The following is a 20,973-nucleotide window of genomic DNA, read 5'->3' as shown; positions in this document are numbered from 1 at the left end:
ACGGGATTCGAACCCGCGACCCCAACCTTGGCAAGGTTGTGCTCTACCAACTGAGCTACTCTCGCTTATTATTTCAATCCATCGAACCGCTCTTCTCGCGATTGGGAGTGCAAATTTAACCAAGGGTTATGAATATGCAACGGCTATCTCAAAAAAAATTATTTTTTCAACTTACCCTTTATCTCGTTCAGCTTCAACAAGGCTTCTACTGGCGAAATGGTATTGATATCTGTTTGCTCCAGAATCTCTTTAATCTCCGTAAATGCCGGGTCAGCCTCAAAAAGTGTCATTTGATAATTGTTCTTAGGAATGGATTTAATCTTCTCGTCACTCTTATTCCGAATCTTATCCTTTTCTAGGTGTTGCATGATTTCTGCTGCCCGAATGACCACCTGATTGGGCATTCCGGCCATCTGGGCTACATGTATACCAAAACTATGTTCGCTACCTCCACGCTTAAGTTTTCTCATGAAGATTACCTTATCGCCCACTTCTTTTACAGAAACATTGTAATTCTTAATGGCCGGAAAGTCTTCCTCTAATTGGTTCAGCTCATGGTAGTGTGTGGCGAAAAGAGTTTTGGGTTTGAACTTTTCATGGTTATGCAAATATTCCACTATGGACCATGCAATGGATATACCATCGTATGTGCTGGTTCCACGCCCAATCTCATCCATGAGCACCAGCGACCTGTTAGAAAGGTTGTTAAGTATGCTGGCTGTTTCGGTCATTTCTACCATAAAGGTAGATTCCCCTTTAGAAAGGTTGTCGCTGGCTCCCACCCGCGTGAATACCTTATCGGTAATACCAAGGTTGGCCTTGCTGGCCGGCACATAACTTCCCATTTGAGCCATAAGTACAATTAAGGCGGTTTGCCTAAGCAAAGCGGACTTACCCGCCATATTGGGCCCGGTGATAATCAAAATTTGATGATTATGATCATCCAGAGAAACATCGTTAGGCACATAGCTTTCTCCCACGGGTAATTGCTGCTCAATAACAGGGTGACGTCCTTCGTGAATATCAATCACCATTTTATCACTCATTTCGGGGCGGCAATAGTTGTTTTGACGGGCCACTATAGCAAATGAAATGAGACAATCTAATGTGGCAATAAAGCGTGCATTTTGTTGAATCTGCCCTACATAGTCTCCGGCAAAAGCAACCAGTTCCTGAAAAAGGCGTTGTTCAATGACTTTGTACTGGTCTTCTGCGGTAATAATTTTTTCCTCATAGGTTTTCAGCTCTTCGGTAATGTACCGTTCAGCGTTCACCAGTGTTTGCTTGCGAATCCACCCTTCCGGCACTTTACTTTTGTGAGTATTGCTCACCTCCAGGTAATAGCCAAATACCTTATTGTAAGCAATCTTTAATGAGCTTATTCCTGTGTTTTCTATTTCTCTTTGCTGAATCTGGATGAGATAGTCTTTTCCGCTGAAAGCTATTTTGCGTAGTTCATCAAGCTCTTTGTCTATTCCTTCTTTAATAATACCTCCCTGATGCATGAGCATGGGGGCATCATCTTTTACCTCGGCCACAATTCTATCTACCAGTTTTTGGCAGGGCTGAAGTTGGTCGGCCAGACGCTCCAACGATTTCACTCCTGTGTTTTCCAAATAGGCCTTGATAGGAGCTATGTTCTCCAACGACTTACGCAACTGCAGCATTTCGCGCGGATTGATGCGTCCAACCGCTACTTTGGAAATCAGCCGCTCCAAATCGTTGATTTGCTCAAGGTGTTCAGCTATTTGGTCGCGCAGTTCCGGATTTTCATAAAATGCATCGACCACCGAGAGACGTTCTTCAATTCTGTTGCGCTCTTTGAGAGGCAAAACCAGCCACCGCTTCATGAGCCTTCCCCCCATGGGGGTAAGGGTATGATCCAGAATATCAATCAGCGGTACTCCTCCCTGATGTTGCGGATGTATGAGTTCCAGATTGCGAATGGTGAACTTATCCAGCCACACATATTTGTCTTCCTCTATGCGGCTAATGTTGGCAATGTGGCTTACCTCTTTGTGTTCTGTATCTTCCAAATAGTGTAAGATGCCTCCGGCAGCCACAATACCCAACTGTATTTCTTCAATTCCATAGCCTTTCAGGTTATTAGTGCCAAAGTGGTTGGTTAGCTTTTCATAGCCGTAATCGAAGGCATATACCCAGTCGTCTATAGTATAGGTATTGTAGTCGTCCCGGAAGTGAGCCTCAAACTGGGTTCTTTGATTTTTGGCATAAATAAACTCTGAAGGCATAAGGCCCTGAACCAGTTTATCGATGTATCCGGCACTTCCTTCAGCGGTTAGAAACTCTCCTGTAGAAAGATCGAGAAAAGCGGCACCCACCTGGTCTTTTCCGAAAAACAGGGAGCATAAATAATTATTGCGCTTTTGCTCCAACACATTGTCATTGAAGGATAGCCCCGGAGTTACTAACTCTGTTACGCCACGCTTTACTATGCCTTTAACTGATTTGGGGTCTTCTAGCTGATCGCAGATAGCTACCCGATTGCCGGCTCTCACCAGCTTTGGAAGGTACGTGTCGAGGGAGTGATGTGGAAACCCGGCCAACTCAATATGGCTGGCCGCACCGTTGGCTCTTTTAGTGAGTACAATATCAAGCACCTTACTGGCCTTTACGGCATCTTCTCCAAAGGTCTCATAGAAATCTCCCACCCTAAACAATAGCAGTGCACCCGGATACTTCGCCTTAATGGCATTGTATTGTTTCATCAACGGTGTTTCCTTAGCAGATTTGGATGAAGCCATAGGGTAAGAAATGCTTATGTGGTTGACTTTTTGAAAACTCAAAAATAGAAAATTCCCTCTGCCTTACTAGGGCTCAGTGTACTCATTTGCCAACAGTTTCCTGTACAGTTCGCTTTCCGCCTCAATTTCTTTTTCAAAATGAAAGAGAATTTCTCTCAATGATAGAAAAACAAAGGAATACGAAAATTTTACACACTGAATATCAATTACTTACATCAATGGCATCAGTTTAGAAATAAGACTGGCACAACAATTTGAAACTAAAAACCCAAAACGATGAAAACTATTAAAACATTAATTGCAGCACTTATTGTCACCACAGGTTTTGTCTTGACGAGTTGCGATGACAATGATAATGAAATGAGTGGAACTGGTTCGGCCAGTTTTGAAGCTACAGATGCAGCAGTAGATGCTGAGAATATTTCAGGTGTTTACCTTTCGGTAGATGAACTTCAGGTAATTGCCAATGGAAAAGTAAAAAACACAATTACTTTCGAAGAGCCTGAAACGTTCGACTTAATGGCTTATCAGAACGGGCAAACCAAATTCTTAGGACAGACTGACTTGGATGCCGGAAGCTATGATGAGGTACGACTAATTTTGAACAGCACCTCTCAAGCCTGGGTAGAGTTTACTGACAATACCACCAAGCAGATTTCTGTGCCTAGCGGATCAACTTCAGGTTACAAAATCTTTGGAGACTTTGAAGTATTGGCCAACGGACTTTCTGAAATTGTATTAGACGTTGACCTTAGAAAAGCTTTGGTTAAAGAAGGAAATGGCGACTTTAAGCTAAGACCTACTGCCAGACTGGTATCTAAAGCCAATGCCGGTTCAATTCAGGGTAAAGTAGATATGGACGACATGCAGGATGCTGACAAAGTAGTAGTATATGCCTACCTTGAAGGAACCTACAACGAGGCTGAGCAAAATGAACCAGCTGAAGGTAGAACCAGATTTGAAGGATCTATTAACAGTGCAGTAGCCACTGCCACCGGTAACTTTACGCTGGCCTTTATGCCAGAAGGTAAGTACGAGCTGATTGTAGCTAAGTACAAAGAAAACCAGTTGAACAACGAGGTAGAGTTTGAATCGTCTACCAAAGTAGAAGTTGAGATCAACGGTAGTGTAATGTCGGCCTTCAATGTAAAAGCCCGATCAGTTACCAGCCTGTTAATTGACATATTCTAATCCATAGAACATAAACCCAAAAGACCCTGCTCAGTCAGGGTCTTTTTTTCAATAGTCGATAACAATAGTTCAGGCCAGGAGTTAAATAAGTTACAAACGTCACTTTTTAATTAAAAGACCTTCTACTTATTTAGCCTCCTATGAAAATTATTGAGAGAAGGACACTCGCCTGGATTGTTAATATCGCGCTTCCCGTAACTACGGTAGTGGTTCTCTTTATGGGTTATAAAGCCTATACTAAACTCAACACCATGGTAGATACACTGGAAGAGAGTGCCAAGCCCAATTATAATTTGATTACCCTGAACGAGTTGTCCTTCTACATCAATGAAATGGAAAGAAACATAGATGCCTACAGAGTGGACTCCCGATCGAATCATATGAGATCGTTCAACACCGCGCTCGATGAGAGCCTATACCTTATAGACTCTTTAAAAGAAACCATAGACGACAACAGAGTCGTAGGCCTTTATGATTCCTTATCCAGCCTGCTAGGTCAGTGGGCCAAGGTGCAAACCCAAATAGGGGCACTAAACTCAGATATTCTTGAGAGTACTTTAGATGACCTAACCCAGAAAATTGCACAACTACCCGAAACATTGGCCGAAGATGACACGGCCACCATACCCGAAGAAAAGAAACGTTTCTTGGGCAGAATTTTTGGCAAGAAAAAAAATCAACAACATACTACCACACGTCCCAGCCAATCGGAACGTTTGCAAAAAGAAATTTTAGCTGAACTATCCAATGCCAAGTCTCAAAGCAGCCGCGAGGGCGATGCCCTCAAAAACAGACTGGCCAATCTCAGCCAGGAGTCGGCTCAGCTACAGAATGAAATTGTTTCGCTCATTAACAATCTGGAAGCCATAGAAGTAGAGAAAGACCAACAAAACGTGAAAAATGTGGAGCTTCTGGCTAAAGCCACCAACCAGGAAATTGTAGTTTTTTCGGCACTCACTAGCATTCTTTTGCTCATTACCATTGTAACCCAAGTAAACTACCTGGCCAGAAACAGAAAATACCAACAGGCCTTACGATCGGCCAAGCGCAATGCCGAAGAGTTAGCGCATGCCAAGGAGCGCTTTCTGGCCAATATGAGCCATGAAATAAGAACCCCAATGAATGCCATTGCCGGCTTCACCAATCAGCTTCTTAAATCGAATATGTCGCCCGAGCAACGCGATCAGCTAGAGGTAGTAAAAAACTCTTCAGATCACCTCATTCACCTGCTCAATGATATACTGGACCTATCTAAACTCCAGGCCAATAAAGTTGAGTTAGAAAAAGAACTCTTCGATGTTCGAGCTACTCTGCTGGAAGTAATCCGCATTTTCGAAGACAAAGCATCGGCCAAAGGCCTCAAACTAAAATCTGAGTTTGAAGGAGTACCCAAATATGTGAATGGTGACCCTCACCGATTACGGCAAATGATTACCAACCTGGTACACAATGCCATAAAATACACTGACAGTGGTTCTATTACCCTAAGCACCTCGATCCAACAAAAGACCGACAAGCAGGTGACCCTTAAAATTAGCGTGAAAGATACCGGTGTGGGCATACCAAAAGAAAAACAGCAGAAAATATTTGAAGAATTTGAACAGGCCCAGGCAAGCGACCAAAGACAGGGCACCGGGCTAGGGCTAGCCATTACCAGTATGCTCGTTAACCTGCATGGCGGCAGTATAGACATCGATAGCAAGGTAGACGAAGGCACTGAAATGATTCTTTACCTTCCTTATGAAATTGGCGAGGCTCTGACTCCCAAAAAAGATAAGGCCAAAACACCACAAATACACCTGAAGCAATTAACTATACTCATAGCAGACGATGAGCCCTTCAACTTAAAACTACTCGAAGCGGTATTCAAGAGTCATGAGGTAGAGCTTACTTTGGCCAATGACGGGCAGTCGGCTTTAGAAGCCTTACTTTCGCAGCCTTTTGATATTGCCATACTCGATGTGAAAATGCCGGGCATGAGCGGTTTTGAAGTGGTGGAACAGCTTCGAAAAAATGATGGCCCCAACCAAAAAACACCAACCCTAGCACTTACCGCCACTATTTCTGACCAAGAGCGCCTAATGAGTAAAAAGATTGGTTTCGACCATATTATGCGTAAACCATTCGATGAAGCCGAGTTTCTTGAAGCCGTACACCAACTTACTGCTCAAAAAACCAAAACCCGCAACGGCATTCAACATTCACAGCATATGAACGGACAAAGTCTTTATGATCTTAGCACCTTAAAAAGCATTGGAGACAAAGATTTTGTAACCGAAATGGTGAATACTTTTAAAATTAGCGCTGCCAAAAGCATCAGAAACCTATACAAAGCCGTAGACCTCAAAATAAGGTCGAGCATTAAAGAAGAGGCCCATAAAATGCTTCCGCCTGCCCGACACCTCAGTGCCAACAGCCTGGTGTCATCTATAGAAAAACTACAGCGCATGGCAGAGCAGGCTAGCTTCGAAGAAATCAATGAGCAGATTAAAATTGTAGAAGAAATCTACTCGCAGATAAAAAAAGACTTAGAAAGCCAGGTTTAAGACCTTACTTTTAACTACTAACTTTTTAGCGATGAACAGCAGTTCTTATTCCATTTATGTTGTCGATGATGACGATTGGTACAGGAAACTTTTGGTATACACCCTGGAGCTTAACCCCGATTTTAAGGTAACAGCTTTTGAAGATGGCACCTCGCTACTGAAAGCCGTAAAGAAAGAGCGGCCCGAAGTACTTACACTAGACTATCGCCTGCCCGATATTAATGGAGAAGACCTCCTCAAGCAGGTGCTTAGCATTTCTCCTCACACCAAAGTGATCGTAATTAGTGAGCAGAGCGAAATTGAAACGGCCGTCAGCCTGCTCAAGTCGGGAGCCTTCGATTACATTACCAAAACCAAAGACATTAAAGAGAGACTTCACAATGTGATTAAACACATTAGGGAACGCTCCGACCTGGAAGAGCGCATTGAAGAACTTCAGACAGAAGTACAGGGTAAGTACGACTTTCAGAAATCAATAATAGGGCAAAGTGAACCCCTAAAGAAAGTCTTCCACCTGCTTCAAAAAGCTACCTCTACCAATATTTCAGTAATTATTAATGGAGAAACCGGTACCGGTAAAGAAGTAATAGCCAAGGCTATTCACTACAATTCAGACCGTAAAAACAATCCTTTTGTGGCGGTAAATATGAGTGCCATTCCAAAAGAATTGGCAGAAAGTGAGCTATTTGGTCACGAGAAAGGAGCCTTTACAGGAGCCGCCAGCCGACACATAGGTAAATTCGAACAGGCCAAGGGAGGAACCCTTTTTCTTGATGAAATGGGCGAAATGGATAAAACCCTTCAGGCCAAAATACTTCGGGCACTGCAGGAACGCGAAATTGTACGTGTGGGTGGCAAAGACACCATTAAAATTGATTGCCGCATAATTGCCGCTACTCACCGCGACCTGCTGAGCGAAGTAAAAGAAGGCAACTTTAGAGAAGATCTTTACTTCAGATTGTTTGGACTTACCATTAACCTGCCTCCATTGCGCGAACGAGGCAAAGACATTTTGTTGCTGGCCAAGCACTTTATTAAGGCCTTCTGTAAGGAAAATAATATGGCTGAAAAGAAGCTCTCCTCTGAAGCTAGCAAAAAGCTTATGGGTTATGGCTACCCCGGCAACATTCGCGAACTAAAATCGGTAGTAGAGCTTTCGGTGGTAATGGCCGAAGGCGACACCATTCAGGCCGAAGACATTTCTTTCGGAACAAAAGATATCATTGCCGAATTCTCCGGTGAAGAAATGACTTTGAAAGAGTACAACCTCAAAATTGTAAAGCACTACCTACAAACCTATGATGACGACATTAAGCTAGTCGCTCAAAAACTAGACATAGGACAATCCACCATCTACCGTATGCTCAAGGAGATGTAATCTCAAAAATTTTGTCAAACTGATAAAAAGCCTCTCAAAAGTAGAGGCTTTTTTATTTATCATCATCATTAACTACTGTAAATCAGTTAGTTACATCGGTTTCTATTGTTGGTTTCATTTTGGCATAATCAAAGGCAAATGAATGAGCGCACTGGCGCAAAACCAAAACAAAACCGAAATACTCAACAGCCTCAGGCCTCATTCAACCAAATGAACTAAAAACATAAAACCATGAAAAAATCAACATTAACCATACTTGGAATTGCCGTGATGATCATGGCGCTAGTAAGTACAACCAATAAACTCAATGCCGCTACCGACCCACAACCTGAAGACTCTGTGATATACCGAGACCCCATGTTGCAAGTAGTCAATAACTACGGCATCAACGCACTGGGTATTAGAGCCGTGGGTACTACCGGGCTCACCTACAAGCATTTTAATGCAAAAGGAAATGCCTTCGAGGCCATTCTTGGATTTGGCAACAACTCGTTCAGCATTACCGGTTTGGCCGAAAAATATGCAGCGCCATTCGACTCTGACTACCTGGAGCTTTACTACGGTTTTGGTGGCCATGCTGTCTTCCAATCCGATTCAAACCTCGGGGTAGATCGCAACCGGTTTGACGATGCAGATGATGCCTTTGGCCTGGGGGTAGATTTTATTTTGGGCCTTGAGTTGATGATTCCTCAAACTCCGCTGGCTTTGAGCTTAGACATTAAGCCATTCTTTGAGGTAGCCACTACGGGCAATGCCTACTTTGGAATTGACCCCGGATTTGGAGTAAAAGTATTCTTCTAGAATAAACCATAAAACCGCATAACCATGAAAAAGACAATGTTAAACAAAATAAAACTGCCCATGGCACTGATGCTCTCCGGAGCTGTGGTGCTCAGCAGTTGTAGCAAGAAGAAAGATGAGCAAATTGCTCAGCAGTCTAGCCAGATAGAAACTATTCAGCAAGAACTGGCTGAGAGGGACTCAACATACAATGAGTTGATTGGAATGCTTAACAAAGCAGAAGAGCAAGTAGCTGAAATTTCAAGGAGAGAAAACCTGGTGGTGAGTACTTCCGGTGAAGAAGGAAAAAAGAAGGAGGGCCAACTGCTGGAAGAACTACAGCTAATTGACGAACTGGTAAAGGAGTCGAATGCCTCTATTCAGAACCTGAAAGCTCAGCTAAAAAAGAGCAATGTGCAACTCAATGCCTTCCAGAACAGGATCGATAAGCTCTCTGACATGCTCGATGTTCAGAAAGAAACCATTACGCAGTTGAGAGCCGAAGTAGCCAGCAAAAATCAACAGATTGAGCTGATCTCTTCTAAGTACGACTCTATACAGATTCAAACGGTAGACCAAAAACAGCTTATTGCTGAGCAAACCAGAGAAATTGAATTGCTCAATGACACCAACAACAAGCTTAACAAAGTGCACTACGCAGTAGGCACCTTCAAAGAGCTAAAAGAAAAAGGGCTTGTTGATAAAGAAGGAGGCTTCTTATGGATTGGCCGAACCATTGACTTAAAGGCCACAGCCAACACAGAAGACTTTGTTGAAACTGACATAAGAGAGTTTTCTGAGCTCAAAATAGATGCTTCCAAATTTGAACTGGTAACCGAACACCCTAAGGATTCCTACACCATTGTGCAGGATGAAATCAACGAAAACGTAAAATACCTGAAGGTGACAGACGCCAAAAAATTCTGGGAGATTTCGAATTACCTGGTAGTTACTACCAAAGGATAATTCCTCAACAATAGATCGGTGCCGACCCGGTCATTACGGGTCGGCACTCACCTAAAACAACCCAAAACATAACAACCATGAAAACGCGAAATATTTTATTGATAGTACCCATGTTGCTCCTTACCATCGGTTTAAAAGCCCAGGGAGGCTTTGTTATAGGAGCGAACATGTCTAACCTATACATAGATAATGTAGACGATGAAAATGCCAAAATAGGTTTGAACCTGGGCCTTTACAATCGCTGGGATTTAGCCGGCAATGTGGGCATTAGACACGAGTTGCTCTACAGCCAGAAAGGGGCATCGGCCTATTACAACAACTTCTTTCAGGGAAGTGGCACTTATAGGTTCAACCTCAACTACATTAAACTTCCCGTCATGCTATCGGCCAAAGCCGGCTCGCTAGACCTCCATGCCGGACCCTACATTGCCGCCCTCATTAGTGCCAATGTAAAAGATGTAGACAGCAACGGCAACATCAACCAAATCACGGAATTAGACAGGGACGATTTCAATACACTCGACTATGGTGCCGCGCTAGGACTGGCCTACACCTTTAACGGAGGCCACATTTCGCTAAGGTACAACTATGGTATGAGAGAAATTGGTCGTAGCGGCTCCTTTGCAGGAGAAGCCACTGAAGACGCTAAAAACTCTGCATTAACGCTGAGTTTAGGTTTAGGTTTTAAGTAGACAAGCACAGGAGGCAACAGCCGCCTACGGTGGCGCTGCCTCCACCTTAACGGGGTAAGCCGGGCGCTTTTGTGCAACACTAACCATAACCCAAACCACCAACAACCAACCCTTAACCCCAGTTTCATCACATTCCGAAAACGGAAATCGTAGTGAATTTTTTTGAACCCTTTAAATAAAAGCAAGATGAAACAAACAATGAAAGTAGGCATGGTACTGCTAGGCGCCCTTACCATAGCCATGTGGTTCGGAATATCTTCCGTATCCAAAAAAAAAGAAGTGCTCACCAACCAATACACCGAACTGGAGGCGGAAATAATGCAGAAAGAATTGGCATTTAACGACATCCTGACCCTCTATGATAAGGTGGAAGGACAGATAGGTGATATCCTGGAGAGAGAAAGGCTTGTTCAGCAGCACAATGCCGACCAGCTCGATAAGCGCAATCCGCAAAAAATCTTTAAGCAGATTAGCATGATTGATGATCTTATCTTTCGGTCGAAGCAAGACTTACGCCAGCTCGAGGATGAAGCCAAAAGCGCTAACCTAAAACTAGGGCTTTTTGAAAAACGAATTGCAGGCCTGCAAGCCGAACTCAGCACACGTTCTGAAACAATAGCTTCGCTAAAAGAAGAACTCAGTAAAAAAGATGAGTCGCTTGCAAAACTTATTGTTGAGCAAGATTCACTCCACAGCACTATACACGCCCAGTTGGAAAACCTTGAACAGCGATCGTTAGAGGTAAAGCAGCTCACCGCTCAAAACAATGAGCTCAACAAAAGCTACCTCGCCATTGGTACATACGAAGACCTAAAAGCCAAAGGAGTAGTAATGAAAGAAGGTGGTTTTCTGGGCTTATTTGGCAAGGCCTGGAAACTTCAGGAAGAAGCCGATGAAGCTGCCTTTATGACCGTGGACCGGAGAAACCTGCAACGCCTTAGAATTGAAGCCTCTATGCTCGACCTGGTGAGCAGCCATCCGGAAGGATCTTACCAAATACTGCCGGGAGAATCTGAAGCCGAAAAGGTATTGGAGATAACCGATCCTGAGCGCTTCTGGAAGGTTAGCAAATACCTGGTGATATCAAAGAAAATTTGAGTTGTTGGTTGGTGTTGATCCCGAAACCCTTTTCGGGACACGAAGCCCGGCTGGAGAGTCGGGCTTCTCCTATTGATAGGGTAAGTCTGGCTCTCCTGGGCTCCAAAATCTTTTCTATTTTTGAATCATGCGAAAAATCAGTAACGAGGAGCTCAACAGACCCGATATAGAAACCTTTAGAGAACTACCCAAACACCCCATAGTTTTGGTTTTGGACAACCTCAGAAGCATGCACAATGTGGGGTCTGCTTTTCGCACGGCCGATGCTTTTGCTATTGAGGCCATCTATCTCTGTGGAATTACCGCCCAACCACCACACCGCGAAATCCATAAAACGGCACTGGGAGCTACTGATTCGGTAGAGTGGAAATACTTTAGCTCCACCAATGAGGCCTGTGAAGACTTGAGAAAAGCGGGCTATCGCATTGCAGCCGTTGAGCAGGCAGATCAAAGTATGCTGCTAAATGAGTTTAGCCCTCTGCCTGACGAAAAGCTAGCTCTTGTTTTTGGCAATGAGGTATTTGGTGTAGAAGAAAGCATTGTTAAATCGGCCGATTTGTGTTTAGAAATCCCTCAGTTCGGCACTAAACATTCCATAAATGTAAGCGTTAGTATTGGGGTGGTTTTGTGGGACATCCTCAGCAAAGTAAGGCGAGCCTGACCCCCAAGCAAAAGTGCTTGTATTGACTGCTCATAATATTACCGTATTTATATGCTATAATTGGCTATATAACACTAACCCATTATGAAAGACATTAACAACAAAGGAAGAGTAAACCGGTTTAAGTATCTGCTCTATTTCTACGGGCTTTTTGTGCTCTTCATGTTTGTTTACACTTTTATTATAGCTCCTGATTTACCACGACTCATTTTACTTGCCGCATTTGCTCCATTGTTTGGCTTTATGTCTTCATTTGTCAATTGGCCCGTATATGTGCATGCTACAGAAGCCGATGGCGGAGTGGTTATTAATACGCAAAAGCTCTTTTCCAAAAAAAGAAACTCGCTGGTGGTTACCAAATACAACTTCGATAGCTACTTTGAAACAGACCATCTTCACATTGGCCTCAACGTGCTTGATGAGGAGGAGAAACTTAGAAAGCACAGAATAAAAGTGAGTTGGCTACGACTCAAAGACCTGCGTGCTTTAGAAGAAAAACTGAAAGAGATTAATCCCTATGCCCCGGTAAAATAGCCTCTGGCATTCCTGTATACTCCCTAATTAAAAGGGCAGCTTCCCTAGGTCTATATTGCCTCCGGTAAGAATGACGCCCACTTTTTGACCTTCGAACAGTTCTTTATTTTTTAAGATGGCAGCAAAAGGAACTGCACAAGAGGGCTCAATGACAATTTTCATTCGCTCCCAAATCATCCGCATTGCATCAATTATTTCTGAATCAGAAACCACCAATATCTGCTTTACAAGAGGCCTAATTATCTCAAAATTCTTGTCTCCCATAGTAGCCAGAAGTCCATCGGCAATACTTTTCGGTGCGTCAATTCTCACAAGCTCTCCCTTTTGCATAGAAAGATACGTATCGTTTGCTCCCTCCGGTTCACCGGCCAATACTTCTACCTTTTCATTCAGGTAGTGCGCAGTCAATGCGGTTCCGGCCAGCAGGCCTCCTCCACCAACCGGGGTTATTAAGGTGTTCAATTCGGGCAATTCTTCCAGAAGTTCTTTGGCACAAGTGGCCTGCCCTTCAATAACCTTAAAGTCGTTGTATGGCGAAATAAATACGGCTCCTGTTTCTTTCTGAATTCGTGCAGAAGTTTCTTCGCGCGATGCCTGAGTAGGCTCGCAAAGTGTAATATGAGCTCCATAGCCTTCTACAGCCGCAATTTTTACCTGCGGAGCGGTTTTGGGCATAACAATGTAAGCTGGTACACCGGCCATTTTCGCTGCCAAAGCAATGGCTTGGGCATGATTGCCCGAACTGTGCGTGACAACCCCCCTGGAACGTTGTTCTTTGGGTAGTGAAAAAACAGCGTTTATCCCTCCTCGTGCTTTAAAGGCACCTATTTTCTGAAAGTTCTCACATTTAAAATAAAGCTCTGCACCTACTATAGTGTTAATACTTTCTGAGCTGAGCACCGGTGTACGGTGAATATAGGGCTTAACCCGCTCATGGGCCTGCTCAATATCTTGCCACGATACATTAAATGTTGCCATGCTAGTGTGCTATTAACCAGTTTTCTCCTACGCCTACCTCAACATCCATAGGAACCTCTAAGGTCATAGCGTTTTTCATAAGTTCAGGTATTCGCTCTTTCATTAAGTCAAGCTCGCTTTTGTGAACATCAAATACCAGTTCATCGTGCACCTGCATAATCATTTTAGATTTCAGCTTTTCTTCTTTCATCCATGAATGAATATTAATCATGGCAATTTTAATCATATCGGCTGCACTCCCTTGTATGGGCGCATTAATAGCATTTCTTTCGGCATGGCCCCTAACCGTCATATTCTTTGAATGAATGTCGCGGAGATACCTTCTTCTGCCTAAAATGGTTTCTACGTACGTATACTCTCTGGCCTTATTCACCTGGGCATCCATATATTCCTTTACTCCCGGAAATTCATTGAAATAAGCGGTAATAATTTCCTGAGCTTCTGTACGGGATATGCCAATGTTTTGTGCCAAACCAAAGGCTGAAATACCATATATGAGCCCGAAGTTTACTTCTTTGGCCTTTCTACGCATGTCTCGGTCTACCTCCTCTAGTGGCACACCAAAAACTTTACTGGCGGTGGTTGCATGAATATCTTTTCCTGACCTAAAGGCTTCAATCATGCTCTTATCTTTAGCAAATGCGGCCACAATTCTAAGTTCAATCTGCGAGTAGTCGGCCGCCATTAGTACATGGTCTTGCGAACGAGGAATAAATGCCTTTCGTATTTCCCTTCCTTTTTCTGTACGGATGGGGATATTTTGCAAGTTGGGATTGTTGGAACTTAGCCTTCCGGTGGCCGCCACGGCTTGTCGATAGTCGGTATGGACAAGACCATCTACCGGACTAATCATGTTAGGAAGAGCGTCTACATAGGTAGACTTTAGTTTCTGATATTCTCTGAATTCAAGAATCCTACGGGCAATATCGTGTTCTACAGCCAGTTTGGAAAGTATATCTTCGCCAGTGGCATATTGTCCTGTTTTGGTTTTCTTGGGCTTTTCAACCAACTGAAGTTTTTCGAATAACACCACACCCAACTGCTTGGGAGAAGCTACATTGAATTCTTCCCCGGCCATTTCGAAAATTTCTTTTTGAGCGATGGCACTGGCTTCTTCCAGCTCTTTAGACATAGCAGCAAGGGCCTCCGTGTCTATTTTCACACCATTATATTCTACCTCGGCCAACACATGCATGAGAGGCATTTCTACTTCATCGAACAGCTTTTGTAGTTGCCCCTCACTTAGGCCGGGAGCGAGTTTATGTTTAAGCTGTAGGGTTATGTCTGCATCTTCTGCCGCATACTCCACCACCTTATGAACAGCTACATCTTTCATATTACCCTGTTTCACACCCTTTTTACCGATGAGTTCGGTAATAGAAATAGGGGTATAGTTGAGTAGGTTTTCGGCCAGCACATCCATGTTGTGGCGTGTGTCCGGGTCAATAAGGTAGTGGGCAATCATGGTGTCGAAGACTTTGCCTTTTACCTGAATACCATAGTTCTTGAGCACCTGTATATCATACTTGGCATTCTGCGCAATCTTACCAATCTCTGGGTTTTCGAATACCGGTCTAAATTCCTCTAAAATAGCACGGGTCTCTTCTTTGTCTTCAGGAGTTGGCACGTAGTAAGCTTCACTGGTTTTGTAGGCAAAGGCCAGCCCTACCAGATTAGCTTCAATAGGCTCCAGATTGTCTGTTTCTGTATCGAAACAAAACTCTGGCTGGGACAGGAGGTAATTCACCAGGCGCTTTCTGAGGCTGGGTGTATCTATGAGGTGGTAGTGGTGGCGGGTGGTAGAAATGTTCAATTTTTCTTCTACAATCGGCACTTCTTTTTCCATTAGAGGGGGAGCCTCTCCAAACAAAGCCATTTGTTCTGAAGCCACTGGTTTTGGTCTGGCGGTTGTTCCGGTAGACTCGCCCAATATTCTCTTTAGGGTTGTTCTAAACTCTAATTCTTCAAAAATGGACTTTAGCTTATCTACATTGGGTCCGGTATATTCCAAGGCCTTCTCATCGAATGCTATGGGTACTTCAATGTTAATCCTGGCCAGTTTTTTCGAAAGCAGACCCTGTTCTGAAAAAGTGGCAATCTTTTCTCCGAGCTTTCCTTTTATATCGGCCGCGTTATCAATAATGGCCTCCATTGATCCGTATTCTTTCAGCAACTTGGAAGCAGTTTTGGGCCCAACGCCCGGAATGCCCGGAATGTTATCGACAGAATCGCCCTGCAGGCCAAGCATATCTACAACCTGATCAATCCGTTCAATATCCCATTTATCCAAAACCTGCTGTACTCCCATTATGTCTACCCCATTACCCATAAAAGCAGGTTTGTATAAGTAAATATGCTCTTCCACCAGTTGCCCATAGTCCTTGTCGGGGGTCATCATAAATACTTCAAACCCTGCTCTGGCTGCTTTTTTAGCTAGCGTACCTATCACATCATCGGCTTCGTAACCGTCAAGTTCCAGCACGGGAATGTTAAAAGCTCTTACTATATCTTTAACAATAGGTGTCCCAATCTTTATGTCTTCCGGGGTTTCCTCTCGCTGAGCTTTGTACTCGCTGTACTCTTTGTGTCTAAAGGTTGGGGCACTGGTATCGAAAGCTACACCAATGTGTGTTGGCTTTCGTTTTTCTATGATTTCGTACAGGCTGTTGGTAAAGCCAAAAGGAGCTCCTGTATTGAGTCCTTTTGAGTTAATTCTAGGGTTTTTGCTAAATGCAAAATGGGCTCGGTAAATAAGCGCCATAGCATCGAGCAAGAAGAGGGTCTTCTCGGGTTTACTCATTCCATAAAGGTAAATTATTCAGGCTAAGTCAGGAAAATGTTTCTGACTAATTCGTGCCGAACGAGCTTCGCTGGCCTATTAGTTGAAGGGTGAACTCGAAGGCCGTATCTTTTTTGGCCAGCAAGTCTTCATAAGTTTGGGTTACCAAATGATCGGGGAAAGTACCGCGGCCAGTAGACTGATTAGAAACGTTCAGGAATTCCTCATATATGACAGGCACCTGCAAGTTTACTCCGGTATTGGGCAGGCTATAATTGAGCAGCATGTTGGCCGTACGGGCTTTATGACCACCGCCTGTTTCTTCGCCAACCAGCGTAACATTGGGCATATCGCTCAAAATTCGGGCAAGGTCTGCAGCCGCAGAAAAGGTTTTGCCTGAAGTAAGCACATAAATTTGCCCTTTAAATGCCGTTCCTTTCCAGTGAATACCAAGATCGAAGGTATTGTGCCAGTTTTGAACCTCACCTTCAAAGCCTTTTTCGGTGGCATTGGTAAAATGCTGCTTCAGGTAAGCATCGGCCTTGGCAATCACTTCAGCCGAACTATTAGACCCGTTAATACCCACCAGATAGTCTGCCAGGGCAATATCTTGGTTTCTAACCACCGTTTTTGACGGATCGTTTAGCTGACCTCCTCCAATAAATTCATAAAGGAAGTTTAATATTCTGCGATCGCCCCCCTCATTCAATCGTAAATCGATCACTAGGTTTTCAAAGTCGAACTCTTTGGTCTCCTCGTTGTATCGCGATGCCAGTTTCTCATAGAACCAGTCAGGGTTAGCCTGGAACGTATTTAGGGTGAGCACCAATGTCTGAAGGGAGTCGATCGCATCTAAATGTGTAAAGTGATAGTATCTCTCATGTTGTTTGTACACCGGTCTGTAGTAATTATTGGCCAGCATACGATTTCCCTCTATGGCCGCAATTTCGGCTTGGTGTATAGAACCATTGGGCGTTTTATATGTAACCATGAAACTACTGGCAGCTCCATACTTTAAAAAGAAGTAGTAGCCAAAACGGCTTTCAATTTCTCTAATGGGCTTGGTCGAACTAAAGCCGTCTGTCACCGTAAGTGCACTGAGTTGCTCGGTCATGCCCGCAATAGCCTGCTCATTAATTGAAATAAGCTCAGACCCAAGGGGTAGATCGCCATCTTCAAAATCGATGAAATACCTGCCCTCAATAATTCTTACCGGGTAAGGAAAAAACTGAGCAAGGTTAGTGGCACTCTTTAAGAAGTCAGTGTCTAGGCTTACCACAGTGTGGCCACATCTGATTTTATTGTTGAGCTGCGTAAGCAACACGTCAAACTCTTTGTAGGGGATGGACTCAGGCAAGCGGGCAATGGTTTCATCGACCAATTGTCTGAATTCCTTTCGGGAAATGTATTGGTATGGATTCCCATGCTGCTGATCAATTATGCTGAAATAAAGCTCAATATCTTCAGCTGCAGCTTCGCGGGATAGGAGTCGATCTAAGTTGTTGTTGGCAAAAAGGGATACGGGTACAACCGACACAATGCCGATCAGCACTAAAAGGAATGCGCTACTAAGCAATTTCTTGTTCATCGTTAACCCTGTTGACTGGTCATCAGGGCGATGTTCAAGTGGCTGTAAGGTGCGTTCCATAACAGCCTAAAATTCCCTGTAAAGGCTCGCTATAATGAGAGCGATTTACTGGTCATTCATTTTGGGTATTTTACTTAGTTCGATCGTAAAACACCTACTTGTCACCCTGATATCAGGGCGTAGGAAAAATACTTATGAGCGCACGCCAAAGCGTAGTCGCTAGTTCGATTCAGGTTGTTTGGAAAAGTAGTCTAAGGGAAGTTTTACTGTGAGAAGGAGTTCTCTAGGTGGTAAGTGAAAGTGTTACAAAGATACAGAAAAACGCATTTCGTACAAAAAATACGGTCGTTGACATACATTTTTATGCATTTTAAAGACAATAACTAAACTTACCCATAAATAGAAAATATGTAACATTTCTTATTTAGTGGAATTTTATTTGGTGTTAGAGAGAAGACCCTGTTGTTTTAGTCGTTAAAGATTCACAAATGCCAAATGTGTTGAGAATGAAAAAAAATTTAGTTTTCATCGCTTATTTTTGGTCAAACCAACCGGTAAGTGCGACATTTTAGCCTATTCATAAGTCTCTGTTTATCAACAACCTTTTGTTTTCAAAGGCTCTCGGCTCAACAGTTCAATGGCTTTTTTACTTCAGATTTTTCGGGAGTATTGGGCTTGGGGGAGCAGCCTGCTTCAGTAGCCAACTCGCCTTACAAATACGATTTTAATCTGGTGAATGGCAATATATACCTCGCCAACAACATTGCCCACACTGCTAAAAACTCCGAAGGAGCCATTCGGCTTATTCGGTTCGATGATACCGAAACAAAATATGTGAAAGGAAACGCCAGTCTTGGCGGACTTTCTGTATTGCTTTCGTTGAGCCGCAAGCGAGGCGTGGGTATTCGTTACAATGTGAGAAGCGTAATGAACGGCACCGAAATATCGCCCAATTTTGTTGCACAAATAAACCGATTCAACTCACCTGAATACACCGGGCGAACTTACCTGAATGAACAATTGAATTTTTCTTCGGCCACATGGCAAGAACTGGCCTTTACTTATGGAGGCTTACTCAGAGATGACGGGGTGAATCGCATAAAACTGGGTGTTACTCTTAAGGCAGTAAACCCCATGGGCCATGCCTGGGCAGTTTTAGAACGTGCAGACTATGATGTATTGGCGGATGGTAGACTGGACGTAAACCGATTTAACCTACGCGCGGGCTACTCTGCCAACCTTGACGGTTATGAACCTTTTGACGGAACTAATGCCATGCGCATTCCTCCCCAAGGCACAGGTTATAAACTGAGCGGGGCAGACATAGGTCTGGTTTATGAACGGGTTGCCTTTAGAGCCGACCCCAAGAGTGCCTCAGGCACAAGCCTACACCCCGACATTACTTATGAATTCAGAGTAAGTGCCAGCATCACCGACATAGGCACAATGACCATGGACTATGGCTCAGCTTCTTTTGCAACAACCGGACTTAATCCCAATGCAAACAGTGCCGACTTCAACAGCTTGTTCACCGGAGTGACAAGTTTTAGAGCTTTTCGCAATAGTCTTGAAAATTACTTAACCACTACCGATGTTACAGGCACATACACTGTGAGTTTACCGACCGCCCTGCGACTAAATTACGATTACAACTTTGGCAACAATTTTTACTTTAATGCAGCTGCTTTGGCCGATTTGAGTTGGGCTATGCCGGCAGACTTTCGAGTATCGTATATCAATCACCTTATGCTAACACCTCGTTACGAAACGGGGCTTTATGGAGTGTACCTTCCCATAATGTACAACTTTAGCAACGACACCGAAGTGGGGCTGGCAGCTCGTTATGGACCATTCACCATTGGCACTCATACCTTAGAAACACTCTTTAAGAAAGAGAAAACCTCGGCCGGTTTTTTCTTTAGCATCTCCATCAGCCAGCTGAAAGCCAACGCCAGAAAGCCTTATTGTTTTGGAAGTTCGCGTGTGGGAAGTGCCATGGTAAGAAAGCAGCGCACCCCTATTTATAAGCGCAAAAAGTTTATCTTCTTCTAGCTGCGCACGTAGAAGATAAAGTCTAACGCGGGCGGGTCTATATTTTCTTGTCTCAGCAAGAGCATTACCTGAGCTCTATGGTGGGTACCATGATTTACCACATGGTTCAGAATGTCTTCGATACGCGACTCATAGGTTTGCCCTTTTGAGTTTTTATATTCAATAACCTCTTCCAAATCTTCGGCAGAGTAGAGAAAGTCTAGCCAATCCTGACTCGATCTTTCCAACAACTCAAGGGTTTCTTTTTGAGAGTACTCATCCCAAACACCAACCGTAGACGATTGCCCCTGAACCCTATCTAACCAAATAACCTGCGCATTGGCCAAATGACTGGTAAGCTTAAGCACTTTATCGTTTTCTATGGGGTTCACCCTCAGCGATTCTGCCAACTGACCATTGGCCCATAAGTTATATTCAAACAGTCTGGTAAAGCGTTCTTTCATGTTTTCTCTTTTTTGTATTGATAGGCTCTAATGGAAATCCAGAAGAGCAATGGCACCCAAACCAGATCATTCATAATGAGATGAAACAAGGCCTTTTTACCTAAGAATTGCTCCAATACCACCTGATAGAACCACAAGGCTCCCAGTAATTTGGTAAGGGCACCAAAAGCCGCCAAAAACCAAAGTTTGCCGGGGTGTATGGCACATAAAAGATATACCAGTGCCATGGCCAAAACACCTCTACCCTGCCAACGAATAATAGAAGGTGCCACCGCTTCGGTTTCGGCCACCCATTGAAAAAAGGTTTGAGGGAACCATCCAATAAACACTCCCCATAAAATATTATACGCTGCTGCAGCCAGAAGCAGGCCTCTCATCCAGTGTGGAAATAATCTTTGTGGTGTTTCCATCGATTATATAACTTATGTCCATTCTTATTGTTGAAGACTTATTGCGATAAGCCGCTACAATATTAAGCTTAACCTTCTAACCTATGAAAAACCGCTTCTCATTTCTTACAAG

At 43.7% G+C, this 20,973-nt stretch carries 16 protein-coding genes; 10 read left to right on the top strand and 6 right to left on the bottom strand.

Features of this window, described 5'->3' with window-relative positions:
* Nucleotides 1–158: 158 nt before the first annotated feature.
* A complete protein-coding gene (gene mutS, locus B3763_RS04070; RefSeq protein ID WP_286743980.1) occupies nt 159–2,765 on the bottom strand; it encodes a DNA mismatch repair protein MutS in 2,607 nt (868 codons plus the stop codon).
* A gap of 276 nt (nt 2,766–3,041) precedes the next feature.
* On the opposite strand from mutS, the gene B3763_RS04065 reads away from it, so the two are divergent.
* The 9 genes from B3763_RS04065 (at nt 3,042) to B3763_RS04025 (ending at nt 12,611) form a co-directional block, all read left to right on the top strand.
* Nucleotides 3,042–3,956 (top strand): DUF4382 domain-containing protein, encoded by a 915-nt coding sequence (locus B3763_RS04065; RefSeq protein WP_189629161.1) that lies wholly within the window; start codon nt 3,042–3,044, stop codon nt 3,954–3,956.
* A 140-nt stretch (nt 3,957–4,096) separates the two neighbouring features.
* A complete protein-coding gene (locus B3763_RS04060; RefSeq protein ID WP_286743977.1) occupies nt 4,097–6,502 on the top strand; it encodes an ATP-binding protein in 2,406 nt (801 codons plus the stop codon).
* A 31-nt stretch (nt 6,503–6,533) separates the two neighbouring features.
* Nucleotides 6,534–7,880: a sigma-54-dependent transcriptional regulator gene (locus B3763_RS04055; protein ID WP_286743975.1), complete on the top strand. Its 1,347-nt coding sequence runs from the start codon at nt 6,534–6,536 to the stop codon at nt 7,878–7,880.
* 231 nt (nt 7,881–8,111) lie between these two features.
* Entirely contained in the window at nt 8,112–8,681 is a 570-nt protein-coding gene (locus B3763_RS04050; RefSeq protein ID WP_286743973.1) for a hypothetical protein, read from the top strand.
* Between the two features lie 24 nt (nt 8,682–8,705).
* A complete protein-coding gene (locus B3763_RS04045) occupies nt 8,706–9,626 on the top strand; it encodes a hypothetical protein (protein WP_189629157.1) in 921 nt (306 codons plus the stop codon).
* A gap of 77 nt (nt 9,627–9,703) precedes the next feature.
* The gene (locus tag B3763_RS04040; RefSeq protein WP_189629156.1) at nt 9,704–10,318 is read left to right on the top strand and encodes a porin family protein; all 615 of its coding nucleotides are present in this window, start codon (nt 9,704–9,706) and stop codon (nt 10,316–10,318) included.
* Between the two features lie 186 nt (nt 10,319–10,504).
* Nucleotides 10,505–11,416: a hypothetical protein gene (locus tag B3763_RS04035; RefSeq protein WP_189629155.1), complete on the top strand. Its 912-nt coding sequence runs from the start codon at nt 10,505–10,507 to the stop codon at nt 11,414–11,416.
* 127 nt (nt 11,417–11,543) lie between these two features.
* On the top strand, nt 11,544–12,077 hold the full coding sequence (locus tag B3763_RS04030) for an RNA methyltransferase (RefSeq protein ID WP_286743969.1): 534 nt from the start codon (nt 11,544–11,546) through the stop codon (nt 12,075–12,077).
* Between the two features lie 84 nt (nt 12,078–12,161).
* Nucleotides 12,162–12,611 (top strand): hypothetical protein, encoded by a 450-nt coding sequence (locus tag B3763_RS04025; protein WP_189629153.1) that lies wholly within the window; start codon nt 12,162–12,164, stop codon nt 12,609–12,611.
* A gap of 27 nt (nt 12,612–12,638) precedes the next feature.
* Here the strand turns inward: B3763_RS04025 and B3763_RS04020 are convergent, their stop codons facing one another.
* Genes B3763_RS04020 through B3763_RS04010 form a run of 3 tightly spaced genes read right to left on the bottom strand, consistent with a single transcriptional unit; the run spans nt 12,639 to nt 17,956 of the window.
* Nucleotides 12,639–13,589, bottom strand: a complete 951-nt coding sequence (locus tag B3763_RS04020) for a pyridoxal-phosphate dependent enzyme (RefSeq protein ID WP_286743937.1) — start codon at nt 13,587–13,589, stop codon at nt 12,639–12,641.
* Between the two features lies 1 nt (nt 13,590).
* Nucleotides 13,591–16,389: a DNA polymerase I gene (polA, locus tag B3763_RS04015; RefSeq protein WP_286743936.1), complete on the bottom strand. Its 2,799-nt coding sequence runs from the start codon at nt 16,387–16,389 to the stop codon at nt 13,591–13,593.
* A 46-nt stretch (nt 16,390–16,435) separates the two neighbouring features.
* A complete protein-coding gene (locus B3763_RS04010) occupies nt 16,436–17,956 on the bottom strand; it encodes a S41 family peptidase (RefSeq protein WP_286743934.1) in 1,521 nt (506 codons plus the stop codon).
* A gap of 558 nt (nt 17,957–18,514) precedes the next feature.
* On the opposite strand from B3763_RS04010, the gene B3763_RS04005 reads away from it, so the two are divergent.
* Nucleotides 18,515–20,008 carry a DUF5723 family protein gene (locus B3763_RS04005; protein ID WP_286743931.1) on the top strand — a complete coding sequence of 498 codons (1,494 nt, stop codon included), beginning with the start codon at nt 18,515–18,517 and terminating at the stop codon, nt 20,006–20,008.
* Here the strand turns inward: B3763_RS04005 and B3763_RS04000 are convergent.
* The gene (locus tag B3763_RS04000; RefSeq protein WP_286743929.1) at nt 20,005–20,451 is read right to left on the bottom strand and encodes a DinB family protein; all 447 of its coding nucleotides are present in this window, start codon (nt 20,449–20,451) and stop codon (nt 20,005–20,007) included. The genes B3763_RS04005 and B3763_RS04000 overlap by 4 nt on opposite strands.
* Nucleotides 20,448–20,861, bottom strand: coding sequence for a hypothetical protein (locus B3763_RS03995; protein WP_189629147.1), 414 nt, complete (start codon nt 20,859–20,861; stop codon nt 20,448–20,450). Before B3763_RS03995 ends, B3763_RS04000 begins: the two co-directional genes overlap by 4 nt.
* Between the last annotated feature and the right edge of the window lie 112 nt (nt 20,862–20,973).

The sequence above is a fragment of the Roseivirga sp. UBA1976 genome (genome assembly GCF_002336325.1).
Lineage (GTDB): Bacteria > Bacteroidota > Bacteroidia > Cytophagales > Cyclobacteriaceae > Roseivirga > Roseivirga thermotolerans.
The sequence above is the reverse complement of the archived record's forward strand: the minus strand, read 5'-3'. Positions and strand labels throughout refer to the sequence as shown.

Excerpts from the sequence above, each read along its gene's own strand:
- mutS (WP_286743980.1), bottom strand. The coding sequence starts at position 2,765 with ATGGCTTCATCCAAATCTGCTAAGGAAACACCGTTGATGAAACAATAC.
- B3763_RS04065 (WP_189629161.1), top strand. The coding sequence starts at position 3,042 with ATGAAAACTATTAAAACATTAATTGCAGCACTTATTGTCACCACAGGT.
- B3763_RS04060 (WP_286743977.1), top strand. The coding sequence starts at position 4,097 with ATGAAAATTATTGAGAGAAGGACACTCGCCTGGATTGTTAATATCGCG.
- B3763_RS04055 (WP_286743975.1), top strand. The coding sequence starts at position 6,534 with ATGAACAGCAGTTCTTATTCCATTTATGTTGTCGATGATGACGATTGG.
- B3763_RS04050 (WP_286743973.1), top strand. The coding sequence starts at position 8,112 with ATGAAAAAATCAACATTAACCATACTTGGAATTGCCGTGATGATCATG.
- B3763_RS04045 (WP_189629157.1), top strand. The coding sequence starts at position 8,706 with ATGAAAAAGACAATGTTAAACAAAATAAAACTGCCCATGGCACTGATG.
- B3763_RS04040 (WP_189629156.1), top strand. The coding sequence starts at position 9,704 with ATGAAAACGCGAAATATTTTATTGATAGTACCCATGTTGCTCCTTACC.
- B3763_RS04035 (WP_189629155.1), top strand. The coding sequence starts at position 10,505 with ATGAAACAAACAATGAAAGTAGGCATGGTACTGCTAGGCGCCCTTACC.
- B3763_RS04030 (WP_286743969.1), top strand. The coding sequence starts at position 11,544 with ATGCGAAAAATCAGTAACGAGGAGCTCAACAGACCCGATATAGAAACC.
- B3763_RS04025 (WP_189629153.1), top strand. The coding sequence starts at position 12,162 with ATGAAAGACATTAACAACAAAGGAAGAGTAAACCGGTTTAAGTATCTG.
- B3763_RS04020 (WP_286743937.1), bottom strand. The coding sequence starts at position 13,589 with ATGGCAACATTTAATGTATCGTGGCAAGATATTGAGCAGGCCCATGAG.
- polA (WP_286743936.1), bottom strand. The coding sequence starts at position 16,389 with ATGAGTAAACCCGAGAAGACCCTCTTCTTGCTCGATGCTATGGCGCTT.
- B3763_RS04010 (WP_286743934.1), bottom strand. The coding sequence starts at position 17,956 with ATGAACAAGAAATTGCTTAGTAGCGCATTCCTTTTAGTGCTGATCGGC.
- B3763_RS04000 (WP_286743929.1), bottom strand. The coding sequence starts at position 20,451 with ATGAAAGAACGCTTTACCAGACTGTTTGAATATAACTTATGGGCCAAT.
- B3763_RS03995 (WP_189629147.1), bottom strand. The coding sequence starts at position 20,861 with ATGGAAACACCACAAAGATTATTTCCACACTGGATGAGAGGCCTGCTT.